The sequence below is a fragment of the Nocardia sp. NPDC058480 genome, from assembly GCF_042720495.1.
Taxonomy (GTDB): Bacteria; Actinomycetota; Actinomycetes; order Mycobacteriales; family Mycobacteriaceae; genus Nocardia.
This window is the reverse complement of sequence record NZ_JBHXMN010000002.1, coordinates 215,073-231,603: the sequence shown is the minus strand read 5'-3', so window position 1 is coordinate 231,603 and position 16,531 is coordinate 215,073. Positions and strand designations below refer to the sequence as shown.

16 protein-coding genes are annotated in these 16,531 nt (G+C 67.8%); 6 read left to right on the top strand and 10 right to left on the bottom strand.

The annotated features are described in order from the left end of the window. Positions 1–53: 53 nt before the first annotated feature. Genes ACFWO8_RS06485 through ACFWO8_RS06475 form a run of 3 tightly spaced genes read right to left on the bottom strand, consistent with a single transcriptional unit; the run spans position 54 to position 1,876 of the window. A complete protein-coding gene (locus ACFWO8_RS06485; protein WP_378944553.1) occupies positions 54–656 on the bottom strand; it encodes an energy-coupling factor transporter transmembrane component T family protein in 603 nt (200 codons plus the stop codon). Beyond that, positions 653–1,333 (bottom strand): energy-coupling factor ABC transporter ATP-binding protein, encoded by a 681-nt coding sequence (locus tag ACFWO8_RS06480; RefSeq protein WP_378944550.1) that lies wholly within the window; start codon positions 1,331–1,333, stop codon positions 653–655. The genes ACFWO8_RS06485 and ACFWO8_RS06480 overlap by 4 nt, the downstream gene beginning before the upstream one ends. 12 nt (positions 1,334–1,345) lie before the next feature. Beyond that, a complete protein-coding gene (locus ACFWO8_RS06475) occupies positions 1,346–1,876 on the bottom strand; it encodes a biotin transporter BioY (protein ID WP_378946185.1) in 531 nt (176 codons plus the stop codon). Positions 1,877–2,126: 250 nt separating this feature from the next. Between ACFWO8_RS06475 and ACFWO8_RS06470 the strand changes: the two genes are divergently transcribed. Next, positions 2,127–3,215 (top strand): helix-turn-helix transcriptional regulator, encoded by a 1,089-nt coding sequence (locus tag ACFWO8_RS06470; RefSeq protein WP_378944548.1) that lies wholly within the window; start codon positions 2,127–2,129, stop codon positions 3,213–3,215. A gap of 10 nt (positions 3,216–3,225) precedes the next feature. On the opposite strand, the gene ACFWO8_RS06465 is transcribed toward ACFWO8_RS06470, so the two are convergent. From ACFWO8_RS06465 to ACFWO8_RS06455, 3 genes are all read right to left on the bottom strand, one after another. Beyond that, positions 3,226–3,834 carry a serine protease gene (locus ACFWO8_RS06465; protein WP_378946182.1) on the bottom strand — a complete coding sequence of 203 codons (609 nt, stop codon included), beginning with the start codon at positions 3,832–3,834 and terminating at the stop codon, positions 3,226–3,228. 112 nt (positions 3,835–3,946) lie between these two features. Continuing rightward, the gene (locus ACFWO8_RS06460) at positions 3,947–4,177 is read right to left on the bottom strand and encodes a hypothetical protein (RefSeq protein WP_378944546.1); all 231 of its coding nucleotides are present in this window, start codon (positions 4,175–4,177) and stop codon (positions 3,947–3,949) included. Positions 4,178–4,290: 113 nt separating this feature from the next. Further along, positions 4,291–5,199, bottom strand: coding sequence for a LysR substrate-binding domain-containing protein (locus tag ACFWO8_RS06455; protein WP_378944544.1), 909 nt, complete (start codon positions 5,197–5,199; stop codon positions 4,291–4,293). An 80-nt stretch (positions 5,200–5,279) separates the two neighbouring features. Between ACFWO8_RS06455 and ACFWO8_RS06450 the strand changes: the two genes are divergently transcribed. The 3 genes from ACFWO8_RS06450 (at position 5,280) to ACFWO8_RS06440 (ending at position 7,288) form a co-directional block, all read left to right on the top strand. Further along, positions 5,280–5,867: a peroxiredoxin gene (locus tag ACFWO8_RS06450; protein ID WP_266291067.1), complete on the top strand. Its 588-nt coding sequence runs from the start codon at positions 5,280–5,282 to the stop codon at positions 5,865–5,867. A 44-nt stretch (positions 5,868–5,911) separates the two neighbouring features. Beyond that, positions 5,912–6,451, top strand: coding sequence for a carboxymuconolactone decarboxylase family protein (locus ACFWO8_RS06445; protein ID WP_378905620.1), 540 nt, complete (start codon positions 5,912–5,914; stop codon positions 6,449–6,451). Between the two features lie 135 nt (positions 6,452–6,586). Beyond that, positions 6,587–7,288 (top strand): PhzF family phenazine biosynthesis protein, encoded by a 702-nt coding sequence (locus ACFWO8_RS06440; protein ID WP_378944539.1) that lies wholly within the window; start codon positions 6,587–6,589, stop codon positions 7,286–7,288. On the opposite strand, the gene ACFWO8_RS06435 is transcribed toward ACFWO8_RS06440, so the two are convergent. Then, the gene (locus tag ACFWO8_RS06435; protein WP_378944535.1) at positions 7,285–8,649 is read right to left on the bottom strand and encodes a hypothetical protein; all 1,365 of its coding nucleotides are present in this window, start codon (positions 8,647–8,649) and stop codon (positions 7,285–7,287) included. The genes ACFWO8_RS06440 and ACFWO8_RS06435 overlap by 4 nt on opposite strands. A gap of 58 nt (positions 8,650–8,707) precedes the next feature. Continuing rightward, positions 8,708–9,316: a DUF5134 domain-containing protein gene (locus ACFWO8_RS06430; protein ID WP_378944532.1), complete on the bottom strand. Its 609-nt coding sequence runs from the start codon at positions 9,314–9,316 to the stop codon at positions 8,708–8,710. A 207-nt stretch (positions 9,317–9,523) separates the two neighbouring features. On the opposite strand from ACFWO8_RS06430, the gene ACFWO8_RS06425 reads away from it, so the two are divergent. Beyond that, on the top strand, positions 9,524–10,021 hold the full coding sequence (locus tag ACFWO8_RS06425) for a GNAT family N-acetyltransferase (RefSeq protein ID WP_378944528.1): 498 nt from the start codon (positions 9,524–9,526) through the stop codon (positions 10,019–10,021). 74 nt (positions 10,022–10,095) lie between these two features. On the opposite strand, the gene ACFWO8_RS06420 is transcribed toward ACFWO8_RS06425, so the two are convergent. Continuing rightward, positions 10,096–11,319, bottom strand: coding sequence for an aspartate aminotransferase family protein (locus tag ACFWO8_RS06420; protein WP_378944524.1), 1,224 nt, complete (start codon positions 11,317–11,319; stop codon positions 10,096–10,098). A gap of 54 nt (positions 11,320–11,373) precedes the next feature. Continuing rightward, complete coding sequence (locus ACFWO8_RS06415; RefSeq protein ID WP_378944521.1) at positions 11,374–12,015, bottom strand: Pr6Pr family membrane protein; 642 nt, start codon at positions 12,013–12,015, stop codon at positions 11,374–11,376. A 259-nt stretch (positions 12,016–12,274) separates the two neighbouring features. On the opposite strand from ACFWO8_RS06415, the gene hrpA reads away from it, so the two are divergent. After that, positions 12,275–16,522, top strand: coding sequence for an ATP-dependent RNA helicase HrpA (hrpA, locus tag ACFWO8_RS06410; protein WP_378944518.1), 4,248 nt, complete (start codon positions 12,275–12,277; stop codon positions 16,520–16,522). Positions 16,523–16,531 lie beyond the last annotated feature (9 nt).

Sequence of the window (16,531 nt, the reverse complement as noted above, 5' to 3'; positions counted from 1 at the left end):
GACCGGTCGTCTAGGAATGGCAAGTGGCAGTGTGGACGTGCCCCGCACCGACCTCAGTCATCGTCGACACCGCGCGCCGCGAGCGCCTCGCCCATCGCGTCGGCGGTCCGCAACGCCCGCACCAATACCGGCGTGACCAGAGCGGTCGCCGACCACGACACCCCGCGCGCTCGCCGCGCCTCGCCGACATCGTTGACGATCTGCGCCAGCAGTGGAACACACCGAATCGCAAGCGCGAGAAGCAGGCTCACCCGCTCCGGGTTCACCCCGACGCGACGCAGCGGTCCGAGCGCGCGAGTCAAGGCGTCGAGCATGTCGGTCACCCGCGTGGTCACCGTGACCAGCGCCGCGAGAGCGACCGAGACCAGCAGTACCCCGCAGACCACGACGGCCCGCCCGGGTGAGGTGGTGAGCAGCTGGAACGCCCCGATGATCGCCGTCATCCACAGCACCGGGCGCACCTGAGCGAACGCCACCCGCCAGGAGATGCGGGCGAGCGCGAACAGGCAGGCCACCAGCGCCACCGCGACCAGCACACCGAGCGGGCCGCGGACGAACACCGTCATCGCCAGGATCGAGACCAGCAACAGCGCCAGCTTCACCCCCGCAGGCATCCGGTGCAGCGGCGAGTCGCCGGGGCAGTACAGGCCGATCATTCGATCAGTTGCCGATACGCGTCGATCGCCGCTACCGGGTGGCCGTCGAAGACGACGGAACCGTTGTCGAGCACCACGACTCGATCGAATCCGTCGAGCAGGCCGAGCTGGTGGGTTACCACGATCACCTGCTGATCGAGGGAGTTCAGCACCTGCGATACCCGCCGTGCGTTGCGCAGATCGAGCAGCGTGGTCGGTTCGTCGGCGACGATCACCTCGGGCTCGCGGATCAGCGCGGAACCGATGGCCAGTAGCTGTTTCTGCCCACCGGAGAGCAGGTGTGCCGGATGGTCGGTGTGGGCGGCGAGGCCGAAGCGGTCGAGCATTCGCTGCACCCGTGCCGCGATCTCGACCTTGCTCAGGCCGCTGCGGCGCAGCGAGAACGCGAGGTCCTCGGCGACCGTCGGCATCACGATCTGGGTGTCGGGATCGGTGAACACGAAGCCGACCTTGCGCCGCACCTGCGCACCCTTGCGGGCGACGTCGAGCCCGTCGACGGTGACGGTGCCGGTGGAGGGCTTCAGCAGTCCGTTGAGCATGCGGGCCAGCGTCGATTTGCCCGACCCGTTGGCGCCGATGAACCCGACTCGGCGTTCGGTGATCCGCAGATCGATATCGCGCAGCACGCTCCGATCGCCGAATCGGTGCCCCACCGCGTCGACGACGATCTCGCTCACGACGCCCAGCGATCAGGCACGGATCAGCCCGGGATAGGCGCGATGCACGCCCTTCGCGACGATCGTGGCGATCACGACCTTTGCCAGGTCACCGGGGACGAACGCGAAGTTGGTCGACACCGCCGCCCACGGGCTGAGATCGGTGCGGACCAGCAGTCCCGCGGTGCCGAACAGATAGATGATCACGATGCCACCGAGGGCGTTGATCAGCAGGCCGAGCACGATCGGATATTTCGGCAGGATCATCGCGGTCAGCAGCCCGATGACCAGCGTCGCCGGAATCCAGCCGATCAGGTAGCCGGCCGTCGGCGAAGCCAGCGCGGTGAGTCCGGTGCGACCACCGGAGAGCAGCGGCAACCCGATCATGGTGAGCGCGATGAACACCGCCACCGCGGCCGTGCCTTTGCGGGCGCCCAGGATCGCGCCGGTGAGGATCACCCCGAGCGTCTGCAGCGTGATCGGTACCCCACTGAACCCGACGGTGATCGCGCCGGGCAGGCCGAGGGCCGCGATCAGGGCCGCGAACACCGCGATCTGCGCCATGTCCCGTGCGGCGAACCCGATCACCGGCTTCGCGTTGTTCTCGACTTCAGACACGGCAAACATCCTTCACGACAGAATTGAACAACGTTCAAAGTAACAGGTGATCAGGGCGGTGCCGCAACCGGAACGACACAGTGGAGGATGTCGCCCCGGCCGTTGATCGACTACGATCGGAGGGTTGGAACAACTCGGATGGCACTCGCCGCACGACACCATCGTGCGAGTGATCCGTGCCCGAGGAAGGCCACTCATGTCGATTGCGCTACAACGCTTTTCGAACTTGATCGCCGAAATACACAACGCGAGCACCGACCCGGACCGATGGGACGGAGTGGTTCGCGACATCATCGATACCTTCGACGCGATGCACGGTTTTCTCGTGATCGCCGACCCAGCCCGCGGCGGCGTCGAGGTCAAGACCGCGGGCCCGATCACGCTCGCCGAGGTCGAGCCGCAGCTCGATTCGGTGGCGGTCCGCCTGAACCGGCTGCCCGCGGGCGCCACGGCGACCGTCGAGGAACTGTTCGGGTCCGTCAACGGTGACCGCGCCGCGGCCGTGAGCACCAACGGCCTGACCAACAGTTTCGTCGCACGACTCACCGCCGATCTGCCGTCGTCGTGGCTGTGTCTGACGATGTCGGACCATCGGGCGATCGCCGAGCAGCCGGGCGGCCCGGTGCTGCTGCGAGTGCTCGTACCGCACCTGCGCGGCGCACTGCGCACTCGCGCGAAGCTGGTCGGGATGGCGCGGGAACGGGCATTCGCGTTCGCCGCCCTGGCGAAGGCCCATCACGGCGTCATGATCGTCACCGCCGACATGGCGCTGGTGTTCGCCAATGCCGCGGCCGAGCGCATCGCGCACGAGTCCGACGGGTTGACGGTGGACTCGTGCGGACACCTACGGGCCGACTCCGCGCACCTGCAGGACCGGCTGCGCGAGTTGATCGACGACGCCACCGACTCGGAGTACGGCGGCGGGAACGTGGCCGTACTCCGACCGTCGGGTAAGCGGTCGCTGATTCTGCGGATCTCCCCGCTGGACACGCAGTCCGGTCACGGGCGGTGGCCGAGGGCCGCGCTCGTGGTGATCACCGATCCGGATCATGAACCGACACCGGATCCGTCTGTACTGCACGAACTCTTCGGGTTGACCGAGGCGGAGGTAGCGGTCGCGCTGTGTGTCCTGCGCGGCGACGGACTCCCCGCCGTCGCCGATGAACTTTCCGTCTCGGTATTCACGGCCCGGACACATTTGCAGCATATTTTCGCCAAGACGAAAACACACCGGCAGGCCGAATTGGTCCGGTTGTTATCGACTACCGCGATTTCGGCGCATTGATACTCGTGCGCTAGATCGGGTGGAATCCCACCCCTGGGCCGCCACGGGCATTCACATCGTCGAGAATTCTGGTGAAATTGGCGCCCACCTGCGGTCCGAGACACGGCACCGCGACGTAGCCGTTGACAATGGCGACGAGAGTAGATCCGACCACCACGGGCGCGCCGGAATCGCCGACGATCACGCAGATCTGTGTCAGCGTCCAATTGGCGCCGCCGAAAACATCGCCGTAGACCAAACCGCAGGTCTGCCCGGTGGTTCGTCCTTCCTTGCAGGCGACGGCCGGGAACTGCGCGGGCAGTCCGATACCGGTGATCGAAGTCGAGCCGACGTAGTTCACCGGGTTGACCAGACCCGCGTCGAAGCGGATGACCGCGTAGTCGAGGTCGGTACTGGTGAACGCGACGGTGCCGACGGACCCGGCCTCTTGATCAGCTTCCGCCGATACTCCGGCTCCGGCCACCGCGCAGTGTCCCGCGGTGAAGCCGACCAGCTGACCTGAGCCGTCGAAGCCGATGGTGGTGAGTGTGCAGGTCGACCCGTCGTCGAAGATGATGCCCGATCCGCCACCGAGGGTCACCGGGGCAGCTGCCTGCGCCGTCCCGACGGTCGCCCACATCAGCAGCAATGCGGCAGCGACCTGCCACCATCGACGCCATGTCACAGGGACACTCCCGCACTGTGGTGCGGGAGTGACTCGATTACTCCTCATGGTTGCTGGCATCGGCGGGTCAGACCACGCATACCGGGTAGAGGAACGGCACTGTCACCAGGACCGGAAGACACGCCAGGAAAGCGCCGGGGATGGTGATGAACGGCGACAACACGACGGGCTCGACCTGAACAGGAACCGGTGCGACGGGGACGGGATCCGCCGCGGGCGCTGCGCCGGCTACACCGGCACCTAATGCGATCAGCGGCGCACAAGCGAGCACCGCGATGGTTGAACGGACTTTGTACATGACCATTTCCTTCGACTGTCTGACTACGAGTCGTGTCGGTCCCGAGTCGGGAACGTCACCGCTTTCAAGAACAGCACCGGCGGTCAGGAATTTCGTCGTTCGAACAGATGAAATCAGAAAGGTCGCTTGGAACGGATGACCGCCGCCAGGTATTCGTAATCCGCGGCCCGCGCGGATGACCCCCGATAGGCGAGCCCGATCGTGCGGCCCGGGGCGGGGTCGGCGAAGCGCGCGGTGTCCAGACTCGCGCGCGCTGTCTCGGCCGCCACGGCCATCTCCGGGATGAGTGTCACGCCCAGCCCGCCCGCCACGCACTGCACGACCGTGGTCAGCGAGGCCGCGCGGGTGTCACCGACCATCCCTGGTTGCACGTCGGCCGAGCGGCACAGGTCAAGGGTCTGATCGCGCAGACAATGCCCCTCGTCGAGCAGCAGCAGTGGCAGATCGGCGAGCGCGGGTGCGGCCAGGTCGGTGCGCCCGGCCAGGTCGTGGCCGCGCGGGGTGACCAGGACGAATTCCTCACTGTAGAGCGGGATCTCGACCAAGCCGCTCGCTTCGCTCGGCAGCGCCAGCACCGCCACATCGAGCACACCGGTGCGCAGGCCGTCGAGCAGCCGCGCAGTCTGGTCCTCGATCACCTGGGGCACCACCCCGGGCAGTTTGCGGCGTAATTCGGGCAGCAGCTCGGGCAGCACATACGGCGCCACGGTCGGAATGAAGCCCAGGCGCAGCGTGCCGCCGAGGGTGTCACCGGTCGCCGAGGCGACGAACCGATCGGCGGCTTCCAGCGTCGCCCTTGCCTGCGGCAGCAGACGCATCCCGGCGGCGGTGACCAGCACGCGGCGGGTGCTGCGCTCGATCAATTGGAGCCCGAGTCCGTTTTCCAGTGATGCCAGTGCCTGCGATAACGTGGGTTGACTCACAGTCAAACGCGCTGCGGCGGTGCCGAAATGCCGGTATTCGGCGACGGCCACGAACGCACGCAGCTGCGACAGGGTTGGCTGATAAGTCTGATCACTCACACCTATCAGTGTACGGCCAGCAATCGGCTTTACCTTTCAGTAGGCTCACATCAACCACACCACGAATGAGGAGACGAAGCATGGCTCTGCTGACCATCGGCGACCAGTTCCCGGCATACAACCTCAAGGCCGTCATCGGAGGCGATCTCTCCAAAGTCGACGCACAGCAGCCCGACGATTACTTCACCCAGATCACCAGCGACGACCACGCGGGCAAGTGGCGCATCGTGTTCTTCTGGCCCAAGGACTTCACCTTTGTGTGCCCGACCGAGATCGCCGCGTTCGGCAAGCTGAACGACGAGTTCGCCGACCGCGACACCCAGGTGCTCGGCGCCTCGGTGGACAACGAGTTCGTGCACTTCCAGTGGCGCGCCCAGCACGAGGACCTCAAGACCCTCCCCTTCCCGATGCTGTCGGACCTCAAGCGTGAACTGGCCACCGCCACCGGTGTTCTCAACGCCGACGGCGTCGCCGATCGCGCCACCTTCATCGTCGACCCGAACAACGAGGTGCAGTTCGTCTCGGTGACCGCCGGTTCGGTCGGCCGCAATGTCGACGAGGTGCTGCGCGTGCTCGACGCCCTGCAGTCCGACGAGCTGTGCGCCTGCAACTGGAAGAAGGGCGACCCGACCATCGACGCGGGCGAACTCCTTTCGGCCAGCGTCTGATTCACCCTTCCCCACCGAAATACCCCCAGAGGAGCCCCACTGTCATGAGCATCGAGAACCTGAAGAACTCTCTTCCCGAGTACGCCAAGGACCTCAAGCTCAATCTGTCCTCGCTGGCCCGCACCACGGTGCTCAACGAGCAGCAGCTGTGGGGCACCTTGCTCGCTTCGGCCGCGGCCACCCGGTCGGCGACCACCCTGCGCGAGATCGCCGAAGAGGCCGCCGACGTGCTCTCGGCCGAGGCGTACGACGCCGCGCTCGGTGCCGCGTCGATCATGGGCATGAACAACGTGTTCTACCGCGGTAAGGCGTTCCTGGACGGTCGTTACGACGACCTGCGGGCGGGTCTGCGGATGAACATCATCGGCAACCCCGGCGTCGACAAGGCGGATTTCGAGCTGTGGTCGTTCGCGGTCTCCTCGATCAACGGCTGCGCGCACTGCCTCGAGGCGCACGAGAAGACGCTGCGCGAGGCCGGTGTGTCGCGCGAGGTGATCTTCGAGTCGCTGCGGGCGGCGGCGATCGTCGCAGGCGTCGGCCAGGCGGTGGCGTCGACCGAGGCGTTGGCCTCGGCTGCCGTCTGATTCGAGACACTGCTCTAGGCGTTTGCGCGGCCCCGATCCGGATTCCGGGTCGGGGCCGCTGCTGTGGGGTGCGGACACGTCCGCCGCGCTCACGGTGCGGTCGGCGCCGCTGTGCGGGCCGGTAGGCTCGCGCTCATGAACGCACATGATGTGCCAGATGCCCCGGATATCCAGGTCGAGGTCGTCCGCGTGTTCACCGATCCGGCCGGAAATCTCGGCAATGCGCTCGGCATCGCCCGCGCGGGCGATGTTGTCGCCCTCGACAAGCAGGAGCTGGCGGCGCGGCTGGGATTCAGCGAGACCACGGTGGTCTCCGAGCCTGTCGACGGCGTCGCCGACGTCCGCATCTACACGCCCGCCGTCGAGTTGCCCTTCGCCGGGCATCCCACCGTCGGCACCGCGTGGTGGCTGGATGTCCAGCGCACTCCGGTGCACACCTTGCAGGTGCCCGCGGGCCCGGTGGCCGTCACCCAGACCGACGGTCTGACCTGGATCACCGCGCGCGCCGAGTGGGCACCGAAATTCGCCTTCCAGCAACTGGAGTCGGCCGAGGCGCTGGCGGCCTTGTCGCCCGGCGACTTCACCGATGGTCAGCATTTCTTCTGGGCCTGGACCGACGAGACGCGCGGTGCGCTGCGGGCCAGGATGTTCGCTCCCGCGATGGGCATCGCCGAGGACGAGGCGACCGGGGCCGCCGCGGTCGCGCTCACCGGGCAGTTGCGTCGCGGGCTGATCATCACGCAGGGGCTGGGCTCGCAGCTCTACACCGAATGGGACTCCGACGGGTGGGTTCGACTCGGCGGGCGGGTCGCCGAAGATCACGTGGTGGTGCTCTAACTTTCCGGTTGACTGCCGAAGCGGCGCAGCCAGGGGGGTCTGGCCGTCCAGTGGCCGCGCCGCTGCGGTGCGTCGGTGCCCAGGTCGGCGAGGATGCGGGTTTCGAGCATGCGGGGCGGGGTGTGCTGGTCGTCGGCGGCGAGCAGTGCGAGCACTTCGTGCACACCGCGGACACGGGTGGCGAACTGCGACAGGCTGTTCGCGGTGGTGGCGGTGAGTCTGTTCTCGATGTGGTGATGTTCGAGTTCGGCGACCGCGTCGAGGGCGTAGGCGTCGGCCAGCGACAGCACCGAGCCGGGCGGGCACCACGACTGTGTGGCCGTCCATCGGTCGATCCGCTGCTCGGCGAGCCGTTCGATGCTTTCGGCCAGCAGTCTCGTGACCATCGGCACGCGCAGGCCCAGTTCGCGGCCGATGGCACGGTAGGTGCGGCCGCCGTAGTAGGCGAGGACGAAGACTTCGCAGTGGCTGTCGAGTGGATCGTCGAAGCCGAGCCTGGCCGCGGCCGCGAGCCATGGCATGTCGTCGCCGCCGCGGCGGTCCAGGCGAAGGCGCTGGACCGCGAGACGATGGATCTGGGCAAGTAGCCAGGACTGATCGGGGGTGAACGCCAGGCCGGGATGGGCGATATGAGCTGCGCCGGGGTGGTCCAGTTCTGTATCGCTGCCGGGGTCGCCCGGTCCCGCCGTACCGAAGCCCCATCGGTCTTCTGTACCGGCATTGCCGTGGCCGGGGTGAACAAGTCCGGGATGGGCAAATTCCGCGTGGTCCGGTTCGGGATGGCGGGGGTCGGAGTTGCCATGACCCGCACCGTCGGTGCCGTCATCGCGAGCGTCCGGGTAGTCGGCGCCGAGGTGGTCTGGTTCCCCGGACCGGGAATCGGCGTGGTCGGCACCCGCATGATCGGACCGGCGGGAACCGTCGTTGGTGTAGACGACGCCTCGACCGAACGCTACGTCCATCGAACCGTAGGTGGGCGGAGCTAGATCGGAACGCTGTTCGGTCGCGACGAATGCCGAACGGCCCCATGGTGTGCCGAGGTCCGGACCGGGACGTGGCGGCGTGCCCGCCGCAGTGTCGTCGGCGGATTCGGCCGGGTGGAAGTCGCAATCCCGGTTGGTGTCGTCCTCGTCGAGGATCCACTGCGCCGCTCTCGCCCGCCGATATCCCTCACGGACAACATCTTCGGCGGCGCCACGACGATGCAGCACCCGCAGGGCCAACCCGAACGCGGCGGCGCCGGTGGAGCGGTAGAGCGCGCGCATCTCCTCGCGATCGTCGGCGCCGGAGACGATCGGGGGTACCCGCGTACCGCCGCCGCGGCCCCCCGGCGGCGGTTGGGGACCGCGCTGCCCGCTCATCGTCGAATTCCTGCCCGCACTAAGGCAATTCGCAGCGCAAGCCGTTGTGGATCGGTATTCACCGGCCGATCGCGGCGATCAGCATGAACGCGGTCCCGATATCCATCGCCACATGGGGCACCAGCGCCGAGGTCAGCGGGTGGGAACCGGCGGGATGGACGAAGCGGTGCCAGCGTGACCGGTGACCGACCGTACCGAGCGTGAGCAGCGCATCGAAGCCGAACAGCACCGCCAGCACGACGGCGGGCCAGCTCGCCCCACCGGCGCCGTGCACCGCCCCGTGCCCGGTCATCGCGTAGAGCATCGCCGCCGCGGCGACGGTGTGATAGCCCAGTGCCAACATGGGGTCGGGTGCCGATCCGGTGCGCCACCCCATGATGCGTTCGGCGAGCAGGATCGCGAACGCGACGGTGAGGGCGGTGAGCAGCCCGCGCATCGCGTGCGGGTCGGTGGCGGCGGGGAACACCAGCATCGCCAGCATCACCAGGCACATGAGCAGGTGCGCGCTGTCGGACGCGGTATCGACTCGGTGCGCCGGCGGCGTTCGCCTGGTCAACCGGGTCGCCACGATCAGCGACGCCAGCACGAACGCGGCGACCACCGGCCACCGCACGAACGCATACTGCTCCACGAAATCGGCCACACCCCACCACTTTCGAGTCGACACCCGCACCACCATGCTCGCACCCACGGTGGTGCCCTGGGGCGTTTTCCGCGGTCAGGGCGCACCTCATCGCGACGCCGCACGCCGACGGCCACTCCAGCGAGACCCTCGCGCTGCGCCCTCAGCACCGCTCGCTCAGCACGGCGAGGTCACTCCCATAGTGACCGACCCGGATCGATGGGCATCGGCATCGATCTGCAAACTGGACTGATGACCGATAACCCAACCGCCGCGGTCGACCAGCTTCGCGTGGTGGCCGATGATCTCACCGGCGCGGAAATCCGGACCCTGCTGGCCGCTCACCACGCGGAAATGGCGGACACCACCCCCGCCTGCAGCATGCACGCCCTCGACCTCACCGCCCTGCGCGATCCCGCGGTCACGGTGTGGAGCGCGTGGTCCGGCGACGACCTCGCCGGGTGCGCTGCGCTGAAGGAACTCGACGACCGGCACGCCGAGATCAAGTCCATGCGCACCGCCGAGGGATTCACCGGCCGTGGAGTCGCGGCCGCGGTGCTCGCCCACCTGGTCGAGGTAGCCCGAGAACGCGGGTACCGGCGGCTGAGCCTGGAAACCGGCGCCGAGGACTTCTTCGCCCCGGCCCGCCGCCTCTACCTGCGCCACGGATTCATCGAGTGCGGCCCGTTCGGCAGCTACTCCCCCGACCCACTGAGCCGATTCTTCACCCTGGGGCTCGAACCTTCCTGATTCCGCGCGAGGTGATGTCGACACCGTGAGGCCGGTTCCGCCTGCGAGGTCCGCTGACGGAACCGGTGGACGAATCAGCCGAGGGCGCGGGCGAATCCGTCCGCGAGCTCGGCGACCTGCGCGTCGGTCATGACGAACGACGGCGAGATCTGCATGGCGCCCGCACCGGCGGCGCGGCCCGAGATGCCGTGTTCGCGCAAGGTTCTCACCAGGGCGGGACCTTCGGCGGGGTCGGCGAGTTGGACTGCGGCTACGGCGCCGAGGCCGCTGCGGACTTCGGCGACGCGGGGGTGATCGGCCAACGGGGCCAACGCGGTGTGCAGGGTGGATTCGAGGCGGGCGGCTTCCTCGATGAGGCCTTCGCGTTCGACGATGGCGAGGTTGGCCAGGGCTGCGGCGGCGGCACCGGCGTGGCCGCCGTAGGTGTAGCCGTGGCGGAACCAGGTGCCGCCGGCGAAGAACGGCTCGGCCAGGTGGGGGGCGATGAAGACCGCGCCCATCGGGACGTAGCCGGAGGTGAGGCCCTTGGCCGTCGTCATCAGATCGGGCTGCAGGTCGAAGCGGGTGGAGGCGAACCAGGAGCCGCCGATGCGGCCGAAACCGGTGACGACCTCGTCGGCGACGAAGAGGATGTCGTGGTCACGGCAGATCTGGCGGACCTCGGCCAGATAGCCATCGGGCGGCAGGTACACCCCACCGGCACCGATGATCGGTTCGCAGAAGAACGCGGCGATCTGCTCGGCGCCGACCTCTTCGATCAGGGCGAGCAGCGATTTGGCGTCGTCCCATTCGACGGTGCGGGTGTCGTCGACCAGCACGCCGTAGCCCTCCTTGTTCGGCGTCAGACCGCCGAGCGAGGTGCTCGCGTAATGCATGCCGTGGTAGGCCAACCGGCGGCCGACCAGAATCTTCTTGTCGGCGCGGCCCTGTTCGTACCAGTAGCGGCGGGCCAGTTTGGCCGCGGTCTCCACCGAATCGGAGCCACCGGAGGTGAAGAAGATCTTGCTGCCGGGAACGGGGGCGATCGACGAGAGTTTCTCGGCGAGTTCCTGGGTGGGGGCTTCGGTGAGGTCGCCGAAGTTGGAGTAGTGCGCGATAGTGCGCAACTGGTCGGCGACCGCGTCGGCGATCTCACCGCGACCGTGCCCGACGTTGGCGAACCACAGCCCAGCGGTGGCGTCGAGGTAGCGCTTGCCCGCGGTATCGAAGACGTAAGCGCCCTCGCCGCGAGCGATAACGAACGCACCGTCACGATTGACGGCACCCATATCAGCGAATCCGTGCCAGAGCGCATTCATGGGTCCACATTTACCCCACCGCACCGCGACGCGCGCGCCGGGCCCGTCGCGTGGTCAGTCTTCGGCCTTGCGTTCGCGCCACCACGCGGGCAGATCGCCCAGCGAAGCCATGGCTACCGCCAGCACCGCGAACACCAGCGTGAGCACGACCAGTCCGATCGCCATCGACAGATAACCCTGGTCGGTGGGGTTGATGAACGGGTAGGGATACCAGTCGACGATCGGACCGCGGATCAGGCTGTAGACGCCGTAGACGAGCGGGAAGATCAACCACTGGCCGATCAGCGCCGGACTCGGCCGCAATCGCCGCGCCATCGCGACGAACATCCAGTCCAGCACCAGGATCAACGGCAGGTAGCGGTGCATGAGGTCGTTGATCCACTTGTCGTTGAGCATCACATCGATCCGCGACAGCAGCACCGCGTAGACGACCATCGTGATGAGCATGTAGAGCGTGACGGCACCACGCAACAGCTGCCAGCCGCGGCCCTGCGGTGCGACCAGACCACCGATGAGCAGCACGATCACGCCCAGAATGTTGGACTCGATGGTGAAGTAGCTCAGATAGTTGGTGAGCGAGAAGGTCGCCGAGTCGATATTGCGCACGGGAATCCACAGCAAGACGACAACTCCCAGCAGGCCGAAACCGAGCCGATAGGCCCTGATCCACCACGCCGTTCGCACCGATGCGCTCATGCTGTGTCCCTTTCGCCTGGTCGCCGCGCTCTGAGTGGCGACGCGAGGTGCCTGCTGACCGCTCATGCCCGGATCCTCGCATGATGGACCCCCGCTGACCGGGAGTTCGTCGTCGCATGAGCCATCGCGTCGCGCGGTGTCACCCAGACGCGCGGACCGCGACGGGCGGTGTCGTGGTGTGTCGTTGGTCTCCGCGAGCATGCGAGCGGGCCACGCGAGGGGAAAACCGGTGGCGGGCCTCGCTACGCTGGTAGGCGCAATGACCAGAACAGCTAGCACCGGAACCCGCGCGCTGCGCACCCGCCTGGCGGAGGTCTCGCTGCGCGATGAACATCGGCTCCAGCGCAAGCTCGACCGTGCGCGCCCCGACGACTTGCCCGCCATCGAGGCCGAGATCGCCACCGCCGAGACCCGCGTGGCCAATCGCCGCGCGGCGCTTCCGCGGATCACCTACCCGGAACAACTCCCCGTTTCCGCGCGCCGCGACGACATCGCCGCCGCCATCGCCGCCAACCAGGTCGTGATCGTGGCCGGTGAGACCGGTTCCGGCAAGACCACCCAGATCCCCAAGATATGCCTCGAACTCGGTCGCGGGATCCGCGGCACCATCGGCCACACCCAGCCGCGCAGGCTCGCCGCGCGCACGGTGGCCGAACGCATCGCCGAGGAACTGGGTACCGAACTGGGTGACGTGGTCGGCTACACGGTCCGATTCACCGATCAGGCTTCGGATCGCACGCTGGTCAAACTCATGACCGACGGCATCCTGCTCGCCGAGATCCAGCGCGACCGGATGCTGCGCCGCTACGACACGATCATCATCGACGAGGCCCACGAACGCAGCCTCAATATCGACTTCCTGCTCGGCTATCTCAAGCAGTTGCTGCCGCAGCGACCCGATCTCAAGGTGATCATCACCTCGGCGACGATCGATCCCGAACTGTTCGCCCGCCACTTCGCGGACGCGCAAGGCACGCCCGCGCCGATCGTCGAAGTGTCGGGTCGGTCGTATCCGGTGGAGTTGCGGTACCGGCCGCTGTCGCTGGAACTACCTGGATCGGACGATGACGAGGACACCCGCGTCGTCGACCGCGATCCCACCGACGCCATCGCCGACGGGGTTGTCGAGCTGTTCGCCGAGGGCGACGGTGATGTGCTGGTGTTCCTGTCGGGCGAACGCGAGATCCGCGACACCGCCGACGCCCTCCGCGATCTGAAACTCCCCCGCACCGAGATCGTGCCGCTGTACGCGCGCCTGTCGGCCGCCGAACAGCACAAAGTCTTCGCCCCGCATACCGGGCGCCGGGTGGTGCTGGCCACCAATGTCGCCGAGACCTCGCTGACGGTGCCGGGCATCCGCTACGTCATCGACCCCGGTACGGCTCGCATCTCGCGCTATTCGATGCGCACGAAGGTGCAGCGGCTGCCGATCGAAGAGGTCTCCCAGGCCTCGGCGCGGCAGCGATCGGGTCGCTGTGGTCGCGTCGCCGACGGTATCTGTATCCGGCTGTACTCCGAGGACGATTTCGAGGCGCGGCCCGCGTTCACCGAGCCGGAGATCCTGCGCACCAACCTCGCGGCGGTCATCCTGCAGATGACGGCGCTGGGGCTGGGCGATATCGAGAGTTTCCCGTTCGTCGAGGCACCCGACCGTCGTGCCATCCGCGACGGCATCGCCCTGCTCGAAGAACTGGGCGCGCTGGCGCACGGCAGCACGAAATCTGTTGACGGCGAAGCTGATTCGGGTGGACATCTCACGCTCACGCCGATCGGGCGGGAGATGGCGCAGCTGCCGGTGGATCCGCGGATGGCGCGCATGCTCGTCGAGGCGCAGCGCAACGGGTGCCTGGACGAGGTGCTGATCATTGTCGCGGCGCTCTCGATTCAGGATGTGCGCGAACGCCCCGTCGAGCATCAGCAGGCAGCCGATGCCCAGCATGCGCGCTTCGTCGTCGAAGGCTCGGACTTCCTGGCCTACCTGCGGCTGTGGGATTACCTCACCGAGCAGCGCAAGTCGCTGTCGTCCAACCAGTTCCGCCGGATGTGTCGCGAGGAATTCCTGCACTACCTGCGCATCAGGGAGTGGCAGGACCTGCACGGCCAGTTGCGCACGATCGCCCGCGGGATGGGCTGGAACGACGCGGGCGCGAGCCGGGGACAGACGAACTCCGACACCACAACGCCCGGCGGGCGCACCGCGGCTGCCGGTGGTAGCACCGCCGAGGGCGCCGGCGGCAATCGTGGACGCCGTGGTCGCGGCCGCGGGAATGCCCAACGCGCGGTGACGGAGTCGACCTCCGGGGCGAACACCACCGTCGGCCGTGCGGACACACAGGACGAAGGTTCGCGCCGGGCAGCTGGACGATCTCGACGTGGCGGCGGTGCCGGCCAGCACGCAGTGTCCGCGAAAGCCGTTGGCGGATCGGCGGATTCGTCCGACGATGACGCGATGCCGTGGCCGAGTACCCAGATCCACCAGTCGCTGCTGGCGGGCATGCTGTCGCATATCGGTGTGCGCGAAGCGGAGTCGCGGGAGTTCCTCGGGGCGCGCAATGCGAAGTTCATGATCTTCCCCGGATCGTCGCTGGCCAAGAAGGCGCCGCGCTGGGTGATGGCGGCCGAACTGGTGGAGACCTCGCGACTGTGGGGGCGGATCGCGGCGAAGGTGGAGCCGGAGTGGGCCGAACGGCTCGCCGGCGACCTGGTGAAACGTACCTATTCCGAACCACATTGGTCGTCCAAGCGCGGCTCGGCACGCGCCTACGAGCGGGCGACGCTGTACGGCGTGCCCTTGGTGACCGGGCGGCCGGTGGACTTCGGGCGCATCGACCCGGAGCTGTCGCGCGAGCTGTTCATCCGCCACGCCCTGGTACAGGGCGAATGGCAGACGCGGCACGGGTTCTTCGCCCGCAACCGGGCCCTGATCGACGATGTCGCCGACCTCGAACATCGGGCGCGGCGGCGCGACATCCTCGTCGACGACGAAGTGCTGTTCGAGTTCTACGACAAGCGCATCCCCGCCGACATCGTGTCGGTGCGCCATTTCGACAGCTGGTGGCGCAAGACCGAGCGCAACGATCCCGCGCTGCTGGACTTCTCGACCGACACCGTGGTCAATGCCGGCATCGCCACGCTCGACCCGACCGACTTCCCCGACGCCTGGCGCCAGGGTGAACTCAGCTTCCCGCTGACCTACCAGTTCGAGCCCGGCCAAGACGACGACGGCGTCACCGCGCGGATCCCGGTGGAGCAGCTCGCGCACGTGCGGGCGGTCGGCTTCGACTGGCTGGTGCCGGGCATGCGCGAAGAACTCGCTGCCACGTTCATCAAGACTCTTCCGAAAGCGTTGCGGCGCGCGATCGTTCCCGCGCCCGACTTCGCGGCGGCGGCGTTGCGCGCGCTGACTCCGCGCGCCGAGCCGCTGCGCACGGGGCTCTCGCGGGAACTGTCCCGGCTGGGTTCGGTCACCATCACCGCCGACGACCTCTCCCCCGCCGCGCTGCCCGATCATCTGCGCATGACCTTCGCCGCGGTCGATCGCAATGGCAAGGTGCTCGCCAAGAACAAGAGCCTCCAGCAGCTGAAAGCACAACTGGCAAAACAGGTTTCAGCGTCGGTCGCGCGTGCCACCGCCGGTGCCGAGCGTGCGCCCGCGACGGTGTGGACCTCGGAATCCCTTGGTTCGGTCGCGCCGACCGTCAGCCGCGAAGTCGCAGGCCAGACCGTGACGGGGTACCCGGCACTGGTCCCCGAGGGCGAGGGCGTCGCGGTGCGCGTACTGAGCTCGCCCGGCGAGCAGGCGGCCGCGATGCGAGCCGGTGTGCGCACCCTGCTGCTCGCCGCGATCCCGACCTCGACTCGCGCGGTCACCGCCGGACTGCCCGCCCGCGATCGGCTGGCGTTGAGCCAGAACCCCGACGGGTCGCTCGACAACCTGGTAGAAGACTGCCGGATCGCCGCCGCCGACGAACTCATCGCCACAGCGGGCGGCCCGGTTCGCACGCCCGAGGAGTTCGACAAGCTGGTCGCGACCGTCCGACCGCAACTGTCCACGGCGGTCGTCGCCCTGATCCGCACCGTCGTGCCGGTACTGTCCGCCGCCCAGCAGGCGCGCGCGGCGCTGGCCGACACCCTCGAAACCGATATCGCCGACGATGTCCGCCAGCAACTCGACGACCTGCTGTTCCCCGGTTTCGTCGCCGAATGGGGACGGGTGCGGCTGGGTGAACTCCCGCGCTACCTCCTCGCCGCGGCACAGCGCCTGCAATCGCTACCCGGATCGGCGGTGCGCGACCGTCAGGCCATGGTCGAGGTGGACCGGATGCTCGCCGCCTACGACAAGCTCGTCCGCGCGCTGCCTCCCGGCCGCAAGAACGCCCGCGAGGTCACCGAGATCTGGTGGATGATCGAGGAGCTGCGGGTCAGCCTGTTCGCGCAGAAGTTGGGCACGCCGTACCCGGTGTCGGCCAAGCGCATCGAGAAGACGATCAGCACGATCCGTCGCTGAAACCGGTGC

Coding starts and splice junctions, on each gene's coding strand:
- ACFWO8_RS06420 (WP_378944524.1), bottom strand. CDS start 11,319: ATGAATGCGCTCTGGCACGGATTCGCTGATATGGGTGCCGTCAATCGT.
- hrpA (WP_378944518.1), top strand. CDS start 12,275: ATGACCAGAACAGCTAGCACCGGAACCCGCGCGCTGCGCACCCGCCTG.
- ACFWO8_RS06445 (WP_378905620.1), top strand. CDS start 5,912: ATGAGCATCGAGAACCTGAAGAACTCTCTTCCCGAGTACGCCAAGGAC.
- ACFWO8_RS06435 (WP_378944535.1), bottom strand. CDS start 8,649: ATGAGCGGGCAGCGCGGTCCCCAACCGCCGCCGGGGGGCCGCGGCGGC.
- ACFWO8_RS06425 (WP_378944528.1), top strand. CDS start 9,524: ATGACCGATAACCCAACCGCCGCGGTCGACCAGCTTCGCGTGGTGGCC.
- ACFWO8_RS06485 (WP_378944553.1), bottom strand. CDS start 656: ATGATCGGCCTGTACTGCCCCGGCGACTCGCCGCTGCACCGGATGCCT.
- ACFWO8_RS06465 (WP_378946182.1), bottom strand. CDS start 3,834: ATGTGGGCGACCGTCGGGACGGCGCAGGCAGCTGCCCCGGTGACCCTC.
- ACFWO8_RS06440 (WP_378944539.1), top strand. CDS start 6,587: ATGAACGCACATGATGTGCCAGATGCCCCGGATATCCAGGTCGAGGTC.
- ACFWO8_RS06470 (WP_378944548.1), top strand. CDS start 2,127: ATGTCGATTGCGCTACAACGCTTTTCGAACTTGATCGCCGAAATACAC.
- ACFWO8_RS06415 (WP_378944521.1), bottom strand. CDS start 12,015: ATGAGCGCATCGGTGCGAACGGCGTGGTGGATCAGGGCCTATCGGCTC.
- ACFWO8_RS06475 (WP_378946185.1), bottom strand. CDS start 1,876: ATGGCGCAGATCGCGGTGTTCGCGGCCCTGATCGCGGCCCTCGGCCTG.
- ACFWO8_RS06460 (WP_378944546.1), bottom strand. CDS start 4,177: ATGTACAAAGTCCGTTCAACCATCGCGGTGCTCGCTTGTGCGCCGCTG.
- ACFWO8_RS06450 (WP_266291067.1), top strand. CDS start 5,280: ATGGCTCTGCTGACCATCGGCGACCAGTTCCCGGCATACAACCTCAAG.